Source organism: Tatumella sp. JGM94, from assembly GCF_018257595.1.
Classification (GTDB): domain Bacteria; phylum Pseudomonadota; class Gammaproteobacteria; order Enterobacterales; family Enterobacteriaceae; genus Tatumella; species Tatumella punctata.
Genome location: NZ_JAERJN010000005.1, coordinates 167,084 through 182,325, shown reverse-complemented (window position 1 = coordinate 182,325; position 15,242 = coordinate 167,084). Strand labels below are relative to the sequence as shown.

Annotated in this window: 13 protein-coding genes and 2 tRNA genes; 14 read left to right on the top strand and 1 reads right to left on the bottom strand. The window is 52.5% G+C overall.

Going from position 1 to position 15,242, the window contains the following annotated elements:
• Both JK216_RS05785 and JK216_RS05780 read left to right on the top strand, forming a co-directional pair.
• A tRNA-Met gene (locus tag JK216_RS05785) sits at positions 1–77 on the top strand.
• An 8-nt stretch (positions 78–85) separates the two neighbouring features.
• Positions 86–160 (top strand) — tRNA-Gln (locus tag JK216_RS05780).
• Between the two features lie 122 nt (positions 161–282).
• On the opposite strand, the gene ubiF is transcribed toward JK216_RS05780, so the two are convergent.
• Entirely contained in the window at positions 283–1,455 is a 1,173-nt protein-coding gene (ubiF, locus tag JK216_RS05775; protein WP_212708407.1) for a 3-demethoxyubiquinol 3-hydroxylase, read from the bottom strand.
• A 172-nt stretch (positions 1,456–1,627) separates the two neighbouring features.
• Between ubiF and miaB the strand changes: the two genes are divergently transcribed.
• From miaB to mrdA, 12 genes are all read left to right on the top strand, one after another.
• Entirely contained in the window at positions 1,628–3,052 is a 1,425-nt protein-coding gene (miaB, locus tag JK216_RS05770) for a tRNA (N6-isopentenyl adenosine(37)-C2)-methylthiotransferase MiaB (protein ID WP_212708408.1), read from the top strand.
• Between the two features lie 197 nt (positions 3,053–3,249).
• Positions 3,250–4,302, top strand: coding sequence for a PhoH family protein (locus tag JK216_RS05765; RefSeq protein ID WP_212709893.1), 1,053 nt, complete (start codon positions 3,250–3,252; stop codon positions 4,300–4,302).
• The gene (gene ybeY, locus JK216_RS05760) at positions 4,299–4,778 is read left to right on the top strand and encodes an rRNA maturation RNase YbeY (RefSeq protein ID WP_212708410.1); all 480 of its coding nucleotides are present in this window, start codon (positions 4,299–4,301) and stop codon (positions 4,776–4,778) included. The genes JK216_RS05765 and ybeY overlap by 4 nt, the downstream gene beginning before the upstream one ends.
• A gap of 86 nt (positions 4,779–4,864) precedes the next feature.
• Complete coding sequence (gene corC, locus JK216_RS05755) at positions 4,865–5,746, top strand: CNNM family magnesium/cobalt transport protein CorC (RefSeq protein ID WP_212708411.1); 882 nt, start codon at positions 4,865–4,867, stop codon at positions 5,744–5,746.
• Positions 5,747–5,752: 6 nt separating this feature from the next.
• Entirely contained in the window at positions 5,753–7,285 is a 1,533-nt protein-coding gene (gene lnt, locus JK216_RS05750; protein WP_212711098.1) for an apolipoprotein N-acyltransferase, read from the top strand.
• 269 nt (positions 7,286–7,554) lie between these two features.
• Complete coding sequence (gene leuS, locus JK216_RS05745) at positions 7,555–10,137, top strand: leucine--tRNA ligase (RefSeq protein ID WP_212709891.1); 2,583 nt, start codon at positions 7,555–7,557, stop codon at positions 10,135–10,137.
• Between the two features lie 14 nt (positions 10,138–10,151).
• Positions 10,152–10,748, top strand: coding sequence for an LPS assembly lipoprotein LptE (gene lptE, locus JK216_RS05740; protein WP_343877586.1), 597 nt, complete (start codon positions 10,152–10,154; stop codon positions 10,746–10,748).
• Positions 10,748–11,779, top strand: a complete 1,032-nt coding sequence (holA, locus tag JK216_RS05735; RefSeq protein WP_212708414.1) for a DNA polymerase III subunit delta — start codon at positions 10,748–10,750, stop codon at positions 11,777–11,779. Before lptE ends, holA begins: the two co-directional genes overlap by 1 nt.
• Positions 11,772–12,416 (top strand): nicotinate-nucleotide adenylyltransferase, encoded by a 645-nt coding sequence (nadD, locus tag JK216_RS05730; protein ID WP_212709890.1) that lies wholly within the window; start codon positions 11,772–11,774, stop codon positions 12,414–12,416. Before holA ends, nadD begins: the two co-directional genes overlap by 8 nt.
• Positions 12,417–12,510: 94 nt before the next feature.
• Positions 12,511–12,828 (top strand): ribosome silencing factor, encoded by a 318-nt coding sequence (gene rsfS / locus JK216_RS05725; protein ID WP_212708416.1) that lies wholly within the window; start codon positions 12,511–12,513, stop codon positions 12,826–12,828.
• A gap of 3 nt (positions 12,829–12,831) precedes the next feature.
• Complete coding sequence (rlmH, locus tag JK216_RS05720) at positions 12,832–13,302, top strand: 23S rRNA (pseudouridine(1915)-N(3))-methyltransferase RlmH (protein ID WP_212708417.1); 471 nt, start codon at positions 12,832–12,834, stop codon at positions 13,300–13,302.
• Positions 13,303–13,336: 34 nt separating this feature from the next.
• Positions 13,337–15,241 carry a peptidoglycan DD-transpeptidase MrdA gene (gene mrdA / locus JK216_RS05715; RefSeq protein ID WP_212709889.1) on the top strand — a complete coding sequence of 635 codons (1,905 nt, stop codon included), beginning with the start codon at positions 13,337–13,339 and terminating at the stop codon, positions 15,239–15,241.
• The last annotated feature ends 1 nt before the right edge of the window (position 15,242 follow it).

Genomic DNA, 15,242 nt, shown 5'->3' with positions numbered 1-15,242 from the left:
GGCTACGTAGCTCAGTTGGTTAGAGCACATCACTCATAATGATGGGGTCACAGGTTCGAATCCCGTCGTAGCCACCAAATAAAATTGGGGTGTCGCCAAGCGGTAAGGCACTGGTTTCTGATACCAGCATTCCGGGGTTCGAATCCCTGCACCCCAGCCAATTTTGAAAGCTCACTCCGGTGAGCTTTTTTCTTTTGTGTTTTTTACTTACTGTCAGCCCATAAAAAACGGTCCGCAGACCGCTTTATCTCTCGACAGAACACTCTCTGAATTGATCCGGGGCTATAACCCCAGCGCATAGCTGAGGGCTTTCTTTTTCAGCCAGCCACCACGCTGGGCAGCCATCAGGGCAAGGTTTCTCGCCAGCATTAACGGATGGCTCCGGTTACTGAATGCCAGATAGAAAAGATCCATTCCGCTTTGCATCAGTAAATTATCTTTGTAGCGTTTACGCTGATAACGGTTCAGCACCTCTGACTGCCACCAGTCACACCCCGCTTTTCGTGCTTCCGCCAGAACATCAATTAATCCGTCAACATCACGATACCCGAGATTAACCCCCTGCCCTGCCAGCGGATTAATCGTATGAGCTGCATCACCGACCAGTGCCAGCCCGGGACGCACATAACCGGTGGCATGACGACGAGTCAGAGGGAATGCACCGCAGCCCAGTACTGTGACTTTACCGAGGCGGTCAGGAAAATGGCTGGCGACCTGCTGATTAAGCTGACTGAGCGGCAGCCTGGATAATTGCCGGATGCGGGCCGGGCTGTCATACCAGACCAATGAAGCATAATTGTCATGTAATGGCAGGAATGCCCGTGGTCCCTGCGGCGTAAATTGTTGCCAGGTACTGTCACCGGGCGGATTTTCACATTCTGCCGAAATCAGCATGCAGGATTGTGAATAATCCCAGCCATTAACCCCGATGCCTGCCAGCTGGCGAACCTTTGAGTTAGCGCCGTCGGCCCCCACCCATAACCGGGTGGTAAGCTGCTGACCGCTCTGCAGAGTCAGCTGCCAGTATTGGCCGTTGTAGCTGGCGGATGTCACGCTGGCCGGACACAGCAGGGTTATGTCCTGCGACTGCATTTTATGCCACAAGGCTGATTGCAGGACACTGTTCTCCACCATATAACCCAGCTCAGGCAAACCGAGTGACGCCGCATCAAACACCGCGTGGGCATTCTGCCATTCCCAGGTTTCCAGACGACGGTACGGAGTACAGCGCATCGCCTGCACGGCGTCCCAGACTTCAAGCTCTTTAAGTAACCCTACCGAAGCCGCCCCTATTGCCGAAATACGGACATCCGGCAGGCTTGCGGGATCAAAGGGACGCGGTAACTGGTGGTCTATCACCGCCACCCTGAACTGATGCCGTGCTAAACCACAGGCCAGAGCCGCACCGACCATACCCCCGCCGGTGATCACTACATCAAATTGATCTTCCTGCATGTGACTATCCTTCCCATGACTGATTACCCGCCATCATCCGGGCTACGCTAATCGCCACAGTGTACCGGAAAATCAAGTCACGATCAGAAAAGCCTCCGCACTGGTCACAACAGCAGCAAAGCATTACAATATGCCGCCTGCACATCCTTGCACTGAATTAATGGCCAGTTTGATGACAAAAAAATTGCACATAAAGACCTGGGGCTGCCAGATGAACGAGTACGATTCATCTAAAATGTCAGACCTCCTGAATACAACCCACGGCTTTACTCTGACCGAGAATGCGGAAGAGGCGGACGTATTATTGCTTAATACCTGCTCTATCCGTGAAAAGGCCCAGGAAAAAGTATTCCACCAGCTGGGACGCTGGAGAATTTTAAAAGAAAAAAATCCGGAACTGATTATCGGTGTCGGCGGTTGTGTTGCATCACAGGAAGGCGACCATATCCGCCAGCGCGCACATTATGTGGATATCGTGTTCGGTCCGCAGACGCTGCATCGTCTGCCGGAAATGATCAACAGTGTCCGGGGTAACAAAAGCCCGGTAGTTGATATCAGCTTCCCGGAAATCGAGAAATTTGACCGTTTGCCGGAACCTCGTGCCGATGGCCCTACCGCCTTTGTTTCCATAATGGAAGGCTGTAATAAATACTGTACTTTCTGCGTGGTCCCTTATACACGTGGTGAAGAAGTCAGCCGTCCCAGCGATGATATTCTGTTCGAAATCGCCCAGCTGGCTGCTCAGGGGGTGCGTGAAGTTAACCTGCTGGGTCAGAACGTCAATGCTTACCGGGGCGAAAATTTCGATGGCTCGGTCTGTAGTTTTGCCGACCTGTTACGTCTGGTCGCTGCGATTGACGGCATTGACCGTATCCGCTTTACCACCAGTCATCCGATTGAGTTTACCGATGATATTATCGATGTCTATCGCGATACTCCGGAGCTGGTCAGCTTCCTGCATTTACCAGTGCAAAGCGGTGCCGATCGGATCCTGACGCTAATGAAGCGCGCACACACCGCGCTGGAATTCAAAGCGATTATCCGTAAACTGCGTGAAGCACGGCCGGATATCCAAATCAGTTCTGACTTTATCATCGGTTTCCCGGGTGAAACTCAGGAAGACTTCGAAAAGACCATGAAACTGATTGCTGATGTTAATTTTGATATGAGCTTCAGTTTTATCTATTCTGCCAGGCCCGGTACTCCGGCGGCGGATTTGCCTGACGACGTCAGCGAAGAAGAGAAAAAACAGCGTTTATGGATCCTTCAGGAACGGATTAACCAGCAGGCAATGGCCTGGAGCCGGCGTATGCTGGGGACAGTACAGCGGGTACTGGTGGAAGGCACTTCACGTAAAAATCTGATGGAACTTTCCGGTCGTACCGAAAATAACCGCGTGGTCAATTTCGAAGGCACCCCGGATATGATTGGTAAATTCGTCGATGTTGAAATAGTCGATGTCTATCCTAACTCATTGCGTGGTGTCGCCGTCCGTACGGAAAAAGAGATGGAACTGCGCGTCACTGAGTCTCCGGCCTCGGTCATTGCCCGCACCCGTAAAGAAAACGAGACCGGTGTCGGTATCTGGCAGCCCTGATCCCGTTATCCGCTGCGGCAGCCTTCCGCTGCCGCAAAAAGCCTGCCTCCGGGGGCTGGATTTTTCTGATTCCGCCCCGATATCCTGATATACCATTTAATTTCTGACAAACAGCATCACTAGCGGCTATCCCCCTGTAAAACAGGCAGCATAGTGTGTTGTTGATTAACCGGCCCTCAGCGACCCATAGGATTACTTTGAATATCGAAACCCGCGAAATAGCCCTCGAACCAGCAGATAATCAGCGTCTGCTCAGTCTGACCGGCCCTGTTGACGATAATCTGAAACATCTGGAACGTCGCCTCGGGATAGAGATTAATCGCCGCGATAACCGTTTTACCCTGTCCGGCAAACCCCTGTGCGTGGATGCTGCGGAACATATACTGAAAAATCTGTATGTGGAGACAGCACCGGTACGCGGTAAAAGCAAAGAGATTGATCCGGAAGCTATTCATCTGGCAATCAAAGAAAGTCGTGTATTGGAACAGACCGCCGACAGTGTGCCGGATTACGGTAAGGCGGTTAATATTCAGACTAAGCGCGGGGTGATCAAACCACGCACCCCGAACCAGGCGAGCTATATTGCCCATATTCTCGACCATGATATTACCTTTGGTATTGGCCCTGCCGGTACCGGCAAAACCTATCTGGCAGTGGCTGCGGCAGTCGATGCTCTGGAACGCCAGGAAGTCCGGCGCATCCTGCTGACCCGTCCGGCGGTTGAAGCCGGAGAGAAGCTGGGGTTTTTGCCGGGTGACCTGAGTCAGAAAGTTGACCCTTATTTACGGCCATTGTATGACGCGCTGTTTGAAATGCTGGGCTTTGAACGGGTTGAGAAACTGATTGAACGTAATGTAATTGAAGTGGCTCCGCTGGCGTATATGCGTGGTCGTACATTAAATGATGCGTTTATCATTCTGGATGAAAGTCAGAACACCACTATTGAACAGATGAAAATGTTTCTGACCCGTATTGGTTTTAACTCCAAAGCGGTGATCACCGGGGATGTCACACAGATCGATCTCCCCCGTAATGCACGCTCTGGCCTGAAACACGCCATTGAAGTCTTATCCGGCGTGAAAGAGCTCAGTTTTAATTTCTTCCACAGTGAAGATGTGGTGCGCCATCCCGTGGTAGCACGGATAGTGGTCGCCTATGAAGCCTGGGAAGAAGCTGACCAGAAACGCCGTGAGCGGCAGGCTGAAGAGCGTAAAAAAGAAGCGCTTTCCCCCCCGCAGGAGAATGTATGAGCAGTAACGTAACACTTGATTTGCAGAATGCCTGTGAAAATACCCGCGGACTCCCGGATGAAGCTTCCTTTCTCCGCTGGCTGACGGCAACCGTCAGCCTGTTTCAGCCCGAGAGTGAGGTGACTATCCGGCTGGTAGATGAAGCAGAAAGCCACGAACTGAATCTGACCTACCGCGGTATGGACAAACCGACTAACGTGCTGTCCTTTCCGTTTGAGGCACCGCCGGGCATCGAGGATTTACCCCTGCTTGGGGACCTGATTATCTGCCGGCAGGTCGTCGAACGTGAAGCTGCGGATCAGCAGAAACTGGCCGAAGCTCACTGGGCACATATGGTAGTGCATGGTACCCTGCATTTGTTAGGCTACGACCACATCATTGATGATGAAGCCGAAGAGATGGAAGGCATTGAAACAGAGATAATGCTTGCTATGGGCTATCCTGACCCGTACATTTCCGAGAAAGATATGGATTAATCACCGGTTTCTGCCGGTCACCCTGCTGTCAGTGACGCCCCCTGACAGCATTTATTCCCCCACAGAGAGAACTAAATAAATACGCCATGAGCGATGACCATTCACAAAACAGCGATACCCCCGCCAGTAAAAAGGGATTTTTTTCTTTACTGATCAACCAACTGTTTCACGGTGAACCCCAGAACCGTGACGAGTTGCTGGAGCTGATCCGCGACTCAGAGCAGAAAGACCTGATTGATCAGGACACCCGCGATATGATGGAAGGCGTGATGGAAATTGCCGAGCAGCGGGTAAGAGATATTATGATCCCACGCTCTCAGATGATCACCCTCAAACAGGACCAGAGTCTCGAAGAATGTCTCGATGTTATCATTGAGTCTGCCCACTCACGGTTTCCGGTGATCAGTGAAGATAAAGATCATGTGGAAGGTATCCTGATGGCGAAGGACCTGTTGCCGTTTATGCGCAGCAGTTCGGCACCATTCAGTATCGCTGAGGTATTACGTCCGGTGGTTGTCGTCCCGGAAAGTAAACGTGTCGACCGTATGCTCAAAGAGTTTCGCTCCCAGCGTTACCATATGGCGATAGTGATTGATGAATTTGGCGGCGTTTCCGGACTGGTCACCATTGAAGATATTCTTGAACTGATTGTCGGCGAAATCGAGGATGAATATGACGAAGAGGATGCCAGCGATATCCGGCAGCTGAGTCGCCATACTTATTCCCTGCGGGCCCTGACAACTATTGAAGACTTTAATGAGTTGTTTGGTACCGGGTTTAGTGATGAAGAAGTCGATACTATCGGTGGCCTGGTGATGCAAAGTTTCGGGCATCTGCCGGCCAGGGGCGAAAATATTACGATTGACGGTTATCAGTTCAAAGTGGCAATGGCCGACAGACGTCGCATCCTCCAGGTACACGTTAAAATCCCGGATGATGCCACTCCTCCTCAACTTGAAGACGAATAACAGCCTATGACGGCCCTGAATCAGTTATTCCGGCAGCAGAAAATACGTCTGTTGCTGGCTTTACTTACGGGTGCCGTCGGCACCCTGGCATTCTCTCCTTTTGATTTCTGGCCTGCCGCCCTGATCTCCCTGACAGGTTTACAGGCGTTAACTCTGAAACGTTCCACCCCGCAGGCGATAGCGATTGGTTTTTTCTGGGGAATGGGGCTATTCGGCTCAGGCGTCAACTGGGTATACGTCAGTATTGCCACTTTCGGTGGTATGCCTGGCCCGGTAAATGTATTTCTGGTGGTCTTGCTGGCGGGCTGGTTGTCCCTTTTCCCGATGTTATTCAGTGGATTACTCAACCGGTTCTGGCCGGCCGCCACCCCGTGGCGACTGTTTTTAGCCGCCCCGGCACTATGGCAGTTCACCGAGTTCTTACGCGGCTGGGTACTGACGGGGTTTCCGTGGCTGCAATTTGGCTACAGCCAGATCAACGGACCACTGAAAGGTCTGGCTCCCCTTGCCGGGGTCGAAAGTATTACCTTTGTCCTGATGCTGATTGCGGGCCTGATCACCTACAGTCTGCTACAGCGTCATTTACGTGCAGTGATAGCCGCGGTTTTGATTATGCTGGTCAGCTGGCCATTACGTTATCTGCACTGGTATCAGCCGGTCACTGAGCGCAAAGTATCAGTGGCGCTGGTTCAGGGGAACATTCCCCAGTCAATGAAATGGGACTCACGGCAGCTACAGACCACCCTGGATACCTATCTGCGCCTTACCCGCCCGGTATTAGGCAACGCCAGAATCATTATCTGGCCGGAATCGGCGATTACTGATCTTGAAAGCAACGAGCAGCCTTTTCTGACACAGCTGGATGACATTCTGCGCAATAATGGCAGTACCCTCGCAACCGGTATTGTCGATTCCAGATTGCAGGGTAATCGCTACCATGATTACAACACTGTCGTGGTTCTGGGTAATCCGCAGCAACCCTACAGTTACCAAAGCCTGAATCGTTACCAGAAAAATCACCTGGTTCCTTTTGGTGAATTTGTGCCAATGGAAGATCTGCTGCGGCCGCTGGCTCCGTTTTTTGATTTACCTATGTCATCGTTCAGCCGTGGCCAGTATCGTCAGCCACCGTTAAACCTCGACGGTTATCATCTGACGACGGCTATCTGCTATGAGATTGTGCTGGGCGAGCACGTTCGCGATAATTTCCGGCCGGATACTGACTTTCTGCTGACTGTGTCTAACGATGCCTGGTTTGGCCACTCGATTGGCCCCTGGCAGCACCTGCAGATGGCGCGGATGCGGGCTCTGGAACTTGGCCGGCCGCTGCTGCGAGATACTAATAACGGGGTAACCGCTATTGTGAATCCGCAGGGTGATATTGTGCAGCAGCTTCCGCAGTTCAGTGAGGGTGTATTACAGGCTGAGGTCACGCCTGCGCGCGGGCTCACACCTTATGCCCGCAGTGGTAACCTGACGGTCTGGTTACTCTCTGCCGTAGCGATGGCTGCCTCACTGATAGCCCGCCGTCGCCGCTAATCTGTTTTGCCGGTGCTATGCACCGGCGTCTCCTTTGTTTTCCGGGCAGTCTGGAGGGCAGCTTTGCGGCCCGGCGGCGCCGGAAATATCGCCGGCCATACGGGCTGAAACGACGATTTCTGTCACTCACCGCTGCCTGTTTCGATGATAAATACCGCCAGGGTGTAATGCGGGTGTTGTTGCGCGCTGACCTTATGGGTATGCTATGGGGATCGTATAAAAAACACTGCAGTAAGCTTCGCGCAATTCAACAAGGACCACAGGCTGCCATGCAAGAGCAATACCGCCCGGAAGAGATAGAATCTAAAGTCCAGCAATACTGGCACGATCAGGAAACCTTTAAAGTCACTGAACAGGAAGGGAAAGAAAAGTACTACTGCCTGTCAATGCTCCCCTATCCTTCTGGCCGTCTACATATGGGCCATGTGCGTAACTACACCATTGGTGATGTTATTGCCCGCTATCAGCGTCTGCTGGGTAAAAATGTTCTGCAGCCTATTGGCTGGGATGCATTTGGTCTGCCTGCCGAAGGTGCCGCTGTCAAAAATAATACCGCGCCTGCACCCTGGACCTACGAAAACATCGAGTATATGAAAAACCAGCTGAAACTGCTGGGTTTTGGCTACGACTGGAGCCGTGAGCTGGCCACCTGTCAGCCGGAATACTATCGCTGGGAGCAATGGTTCTTTACGCAACTGTTCGAAAAAGGCCTGGTCTACAAAAAGACTTCCGCCGTCAACTGGTGTCCTAACGATCAGACCGTACTGGCCAACGAACAGGTTATCGAAGGCTGCTGCTGGCGTTGTGATACCAAAGTTGAGCGTAAAGAGATCCCCCAGTGGTTTATCAAAATTACTGACTATGCGGAAGAGTTACTGAATGACCTGGATACGCTGGAAGGCTGGCCTGAGCAGGTTAAAACCATGCAGCGTAACTGGATTGGCCGCTCGGAAGGGGTGGAAATCACCTTTAATGTGGCCGACAGCGACCAGAAACTGACGGTCTACACCACCCGCCCGGACACTTTTATGGGGGCGACCTATGTCGCTGTTGCCGCCGGACATCCGCTGGCACGCCAGGCGGCCATCGGTAACCCGCAACTGAGCGCGTTTATCGACGAATGCAGTAATACCAAAGTTGCTGAAGCTGATATGGCAACCATGGAGAAAAAAGGTCAGCCAACGGGCATGTTTGTTATCCATCCCCTGACCGGTGATAAATTACCCCTGTGGGTGGCTAACTTTGTCCTGATGGAATACGGCACAGGTGCGGTTATGGCCGTTCCCGGCCATGACCAGCGTGACTGGGAGTTCGCCAGCAAATATGGTCTGGCCATAAAACCCGTGATCCTCAATGAGGATGGCAGCGAACCGGATATCAGTGACGCGGCAATGACCGGTAAGGGAACGCTGTTTAATTCCGGACCGTTCGATGGACTGTCTCATCAGGACGGTTTCAACGCTATTGCTGATGCGCTGGCGGCCAAAGGTGTCGGTGAGCGTAAAGTAAACTACCGTCTGCGCGACTGGGGCGTGTCCCGTCAGCGTTACTGGGGTGCCCCGATCCCAATGGTAACTCTGGAAGACGGTACTGTCGTCCCGACGCCGGAAGATCAGTTACCTGTCATTCTTCCGGAAGATGTGGCAATGAACGGCATCACCAGTCCGATCAAAGCCGACCCTGAATGGGCCAAAACTACGGTGAATGGTCAGCCGGCACTGCGCGAAACCGATACTTTCGATACCTTTATGGAGTCATCCTGGTATTACGCGCGCTATACCTGTACGCATTATGACCAGGGAATGCTTGACCCGGCCGCCGCCAACTACTGGCTGCCGGTCGATCAGTATGTGGGTGGTATCGAACATGCCATTATGCACCTGATGTATTTCCGCTTCTTCCATAAACTGTTACGTGACGCCGGACTGGTAAACTCAAACGAGCCTGCCAAACGCCTGTTATGTCAGGGTATGGTACTGGCCGATGCCTTCTACTACACAGGCAGCAACGGTGAGCGTAACTGGGTTTCTCCGGTCGATGTTTCTGTCGTACGTGACGAGAAAGGCCGGATTACCAGTGCCACCGACAAAGATGGCCGTGAAGTGATTTATGCCGGTATGAGTAAGATGTCAAAATCTAAAAATAACGGTATTGACCCGCAGTTAATGGTAGAACGTTACGGCGCAGATACCGTCCGTCTGTTTATGATGTTCGCCTCTCCGGCAGAAATGACTCTGGAATGGCAGGAATCCGGCGTTGAAGGTGCTAACCGTTTCCTGAAACGTGTCTGGAAACTGGTCTATGACCATAGCAGCAAGGGCCCCGCTCCGGTGTTAGACGCCGGGCAGCTGAATGACGACCAGAAAGCACTGCGCCGTGATGTTCATAAAACGGTGGCAAAAGTCTCTGATGATATTGGCCGTCGTCAGACCTTCAACACGGCCATCGCCGCTGTGATGGAACTGATGAACAAACTGCTGAAAGCACCACAGGACACCGATCAGGATCGTGCTCTGATGCAGGAAGCGTTAGATGCCGTGGTTCGTTTACTGTATCCGTTCACCCCGCACGCCTGTTTTGAACTGTGGCAGACCCTGGGGCACAAACAGACTATCGACACCGCGCAATGGCCGGTGGCAGACGAAAGTGCCATGGTCGAAGACTCAGTACTGATTGTGGTTCAGGTGAATGGCAAGGTCCGCGGAAAAATTACGGTTCCGGTTAACTCCACTCAGGAGCAGGTGCAGGCTCTGGCCGCTCAGGAACACCTTGTGGCAAAATACCTGGAAGGCGTTACTGTACGTAAAGTTATTTACGTTCCGGGTAAACTGCTTAACCTGGTCGCAGGTTAAGTTCAGGAGGCGATGTGCGCAAACTTTTCTCAGCACTGATGATTGCGGTGGCCGTACTGGCCACCGCAGGTTGTGGTTTTCATACCAGCGGAACGACCCGGATCCCGAAGGAAATGCAAACCATGATATTAACCAGCAATGACCCATACGGGCCGCTGGCCAGGACCGTACGTCAGCAATTACGGCTTAATGATATTACGCTGGTGGATGACAGTGCAGACCGCCGTAATACCACTCCGTCATTACGCCTGGAAGCCGAAAGCTCCGGTCGTAATACGGCGTCCGTATTCCTCGACGGCACTGCAGCCGAATATCAGCTGTATATGACTGTCACTGCGCAGGTTCTGCTGCCGGGTAAAGGTATTTATCCGCTCAGTACTACGGTATACCGTACATTCTTTGATAACCCTGGCGTACCGCTGGCCAAAGATGCTGAGCAGGATATTATTTATCAGGAAATGCGGGTACGGGCTTCCCAGCAACTGGTTCGTCAGTTACTGGCAGTACATGCCGCACAGTTAAACACCGCAGACACTTTACCGGCCCCGGAGACGATTACCTCGCATTCGGGCCAGCAAAGTGACACTGCAGGCGTGACGACATCCCGCTGATGGTCAGGCTTTACCCTGAACAACTGGCCGCGCAACTCGCTGAAGGGTTGCGCGGCAGTTATTTCCTGAGTGGTAACGACCCGCTGTTACGCCAGGAAAGTCATGATGCCATTATTGCTGCCGCCCGCCAGCAACAATTCCTCGAGCATTTAACTTTTACCATTGATAACCACACCGACTGGGATGCCCTGTTTACCGTCTGTCAATCCCTCAGCCTGTTCACCCGGCGTCAGACCCTGACATTGCTGATGCCGGAAAACGGTCCCTCAGCCCAGATAACCCCGCGGCTGATCCGTCTTGCGGAACTGTTACACAGTGATCTGTTACTGATTGTGCATCTGCACAAACTGACTAAAGCCCAGGAAAACAGCGGCTGGTTTAAAGGGTTATCCCTGAATGCTGTGATGGTACCCTGCACCACTCCGGAACAGGCACAATTACCCCGCTGGGTAAGTCAGCGCTGTAAGAGCCTGGGTATTGCCATTGACCAGCAGGCTATCGGCTTACTCTGTTACTGCTATGAAGGTAACCTGCTGGCCTTATCTCAGGCACTGGAACGCTTATCTTTATTGTGGCCGGAAGGCCAGCTGACGTTACCGAGAGTAGAACAAGCGGTCAACGACGCTGCACATTTTTCACCCTACCACTGGGCAGATGCGATTCTGGCCGGTAAAAGTAAACGGGCATTGCATATTCTGCAGCAGCTGCAACAAGAGGCTGCCGAACCGGTTATTTTAGTGCGTACCCTGCAGCGGGAACTGATGACCCTGCTGCAACTGCAACGTCAACAGGGGTCGCACAACGTCCGTCAGTTAATGGACAAACTGCGTGTCTGGCAAAACCGCAGGCCATTATTTACCGCGGCACTGGAACGACTGGATAACCAGGCTGTGCACCTGGCAATAAAGCAGCTGGCATCGATTGAACTGACCATAAAACAGGATTACGGCAGCGATGTATGGTCACCGCTGGCCTCTCTTACACTGCAACTGACCTTCGGGAAGTCACCGGTGGTGGTGAGCGATGTCTGAGTTACATGCGGTCTTTGGCGGCACATTTGATCCGGTTCATTTCGGTCACCTGCGTTCTGCTGAAGCTCTGGCACGTCTGACCGGGTTGCATAAAGTTACCCTGTTACCGAATAATCTGCCGCCTCATCGTCCTCAGCCGGTCGCCAGTCCGGCACAGCGTCTGGCGATGCTGCGTTGTGCTATTGCCGATCTGCCCTTATTCGATATCGATGATCGGGAATTACACCGCGACACCCCTTCCTGGACAGTGACAACCCTGCAGACTATCCGTGCCGAACGCGGCAGCCAGCAACCCCTGGCGTTTATTATTGGTCAGGACTCTCTCCTCAGCCTGAATAAATGGCACCGCTGGCAGGAACTGATGTCCCTTTGTCATCTGCTGGTCTGCCGTCGCCCCGGCTACTGTCGGCAGCCGGAGTCTGCAGAGCTGCAACACTGGATCAGTAAACATCTGACCGATGACCCGCGGCGGCTGCAACAGTATCCTGCCGGGCTTATCTGTCTGGCTGATACACCGTATTACCCGGTGTCGGCCACGGTTATCCGTCAGCGCCTGCATACCGGCCAGTCATGCAGCGACCTGCTGCCTCTGTCAGTGATTAACTACATCCGGCAGGCTGGCTTATATCGCGATTGATTAGGGCGTGATATACTCCGCCGCTTCAAATTCGACCGGCCGGGATATTATGACGGTCACTCTGTTATTTCCAGCACATCACGAGGGGAACCTTTTGCAAGGCCAGACACTCCAATCTTTCGTTATCGATAAAGTCGATGACCTCAAAGCACAAAATATTATCGCTATCGATGTCCGTGGTAAATCCAGTATCACTGACTGTATGGTCATTTGTACCGGTACATCTAACCGTCATGTCGTCTCAATTGCAGACCACCTGGCACAGGAATCACGCGCCGCAGGCGTCAGCCCGCTGGGTACCGACGGTAAAGACGACGGTGAATGGGTAGTAGTAGATCTCGGCGAAGTTATCGTTCATATAATGCAGGAAGAAAGCCGTCAGCTGTATGAGCTGGAAAAACTCTGGGGCTGACACGTGAAACTGCAACTTGTCGCAGTCGGCACCAAAATGCCCGACTGGGTGCAGACGGGGTTTATGGACTACCTGCGCCGTTTTCCGAAAGATATGCCGTTTGAGTTGATCGAAGTCCCTGCCGGTAAACGGGGAAAAAATGCCGATATCAAACGTATTCTGGAAAAGGAAGGCGAAGCAATGCTGGCAGCTGTCGGCAAAGGTAACCGCATCGTCACTCTGGATATTCCGGGTAAGCCCTGGGAAACACCTCAGCTGGCACAACAGCTTGAACGCTGGAAGCTGGATGGCCGTGATGTCAGCCTGTTAATCGGCGGACCTGAAGGGCTGGCCCCCGCCTGTAAAGCTGCGGCTGAACAAAGCTGGTCATTATCTGCTCTGACGCTCCCCCACCCGCTGGTTCGTGTGCTGGTTGCCGAAAGCCTTTACCGGGCATGGAGTATTACCACTAACCACCCTTATCATCGCGAATAGCAGATAAGGCAACTTCCGGACTGACAGGCCGCGGATGAACTTAACCAGTAGTGCGTTCAGAGATTATACAGCCGAGCAAAAACTGTTCGCCAGACGAGCGTTAGTCGCTTTTTTCGGCATTCTGCTGCTGAGCAGCATTCTGGTGTTTAATCTCTGGCATCTGCAGATCCTTCACTTCGACGACTACAGCACCCGTTCAAACCAGAACCGGATTAAACTGGTGCCAGTCGCACCGAGCCGCGGGATTATTTATGATCGTAATAAAATCCCGCTGGCAATTAACCGTACGATTTATCAGGCCGAGCTGGTGCCGGAAAAAGTTGCCAGTCTGTCAACAACCCTGCAGGAATTGCAGTCAATACTGGATCTGAGCCAGGAAGATCTGGACGCCTTCGAAAAAGAACGTAAACGATCACGCCGGTTCACTTCTGTTCCGCTGAAAAGTAATTTAAATGAATTGCAGATCGCCCGTTTTTCGGTAAATCAGTACCGTTATCCGGGGGTTGAAGTTAAAGGTTATCAGCGCCGTTATTATCCTTACGGTGCAACCCTGACGCACATTGTCGGCTATGTTTCGAAAATTAATGACCGTGACGTGGCAAGACTTGAGCAGGAAGGAAAAACCGGCAACTACGCGGCGACCCATGATATCGGCAAGCTCGGTATAGAAAGCTATTACGAAGATACTCTGCATGGTAAAGCCGGCTACCAGGAAGTCGAAGTGAATAACCGCGGCAGAGTTATTCGGCAGTTGCACCAGGAGGCGCCGCGTGCCGGACGTGATATTTACCTGACCATCGACCTGAAACTGCAACAATATATTGAGAGCCTGCTGCAGGGCAGCCGGGCCGCGGTGGTAGTCACTGACCCGCGTAACGGAGATATTCTGGCAATGGTCTCAACGCCGGGCTACGATGCGAATCTGTTTGTTAACGGCATCTCGTCAACGGATTATAAAGGTTTGCTGACCGACCCCGATCGGCCATTATATAACCGGGCCATTCAGGCCGCTTACCCGCCCGCGTCGACGGTAAAACCGTATGTTGCTGTTTCAGCATTAAGTGCAGGTGTGATTAATCGTAACACTTCATTAGTCGATCCGGGCTGGTGGCAATTGCCCGGCACAGAGAAACGCTACCGTGACTGGAAGAAATGGGGGCACGGGCGGCTTAACGTCACGAAATCTCTTGAAGAATCTGCAGATACTTTTTTCTATCAGGTCGCTTATGATATGGGGATCGACCGGTTAGCCGAATGGATGCAGAAGTTCGGCTATGGCTCGCGTACCGGTGTTGACCTGCCTCAGGAAAGTGCCGGTAATATGCCGACACGAGAGTGGAAACTGCGGCGGTTTAAAAAGCCCTGGTATCAGGGCGATACCATTCCGGTCGGTATTGGCCAGGGATACTGGACAGCCACACCGTTGCAAATGAATAAAGCCCTGATGACCCTGATTAATGACGGTGTGGTTAAGGTACCTCATTTTCTGCTGGCCGAAAGCCAGGGCGCGGATATTGTGTCCTACCAGCCACCCGCGGCCACCACTATCGGAGAAGTCAATTCCGGATACTGGGAAATCGCCAAAGACGGCATGTACGGTGTGGCAAACCGGCCAAATGGTACGGCCCGTAAAAGCTTTGAAGGTACGCCTTATAAAGTTGCCGCCAAATCCGGAACCGCCCAGGTGTTTGGCCTGAAAGAGAATGAAACTTATAACGCGCACCGGATAACCGAACGTCTGCGGGACCATAAGCTGATGACCGCGTTTGCTCCGTATGATAATCCGCGGGTTGCAGTCACAATGATTTTAGAAAATGGCGGTGCAGGTGCCGCAGTCGGCACCATTATGCGGCAGATCCTTGATCACATTATGCTGGGAGACAACAATACTGAGCTCCCTCAGGCCGCACCGCTTCCTCCTGGTTATGAAGGTGAGTAAA

Coding starts and splice junctions, on each gene's coding strand:
- ubiF (WP_212708407.1), bottom strand. CDS start 1,455: ATGCAGGAAGATCAATTTGATGTAGTGATCACCGGCGGGGGTATGGTC.
- miaB (WP_212708408.1), top strand. CDS start 1,628: ATGACAAAAAAATTGCACATAAAGACCTGGGGCTGCCAGATGAACGAG.
- ybeY (WP_212708410.1), top strand. CDS start 4,299: ATGAGCAGTAACGTAACACTTGATTTGCAGAATGCCTGTGAAAATACC.
- corC (WP_212708411.1), top strand. CDS start 4,865: ATGAGCGATGACCATTCACAAAACAGCGATACCCCCGCCAGTAAAAAG.
- lnt (WP_212711098.1), top strand. CDS start 5,753: ATGACGGCCCTGAATCAGTTATTCCGGCAGCAGAAAATACGTCTGTTG.
- leuS (WP_212709891.1), top strand. CDS start 7,555: ATGCAAGAGCAATACCGCCCGGAAGAGATAGAATCTAAAGTCCAGCAA.
- holA (WP_212708414.1), top strand. CDS start 10,748: ATGGTCAGGCTTTACCCTGAACAACTGGCCGCGCAACTCGCTGAAGGG.
- nadD (WP_212709890.1), top strand. CDS start 11,772: ATGTCTGAGTTACATGCGGTCTTTGGCGGCACATTTGATCCGGTTCAT.
- mrdA (WP_212709889.1), top strand. CDS start 13,337: ATGAACTTAACCAGTAGTGCGTTCAGAGATTATACAGCCGAGCAAAAA.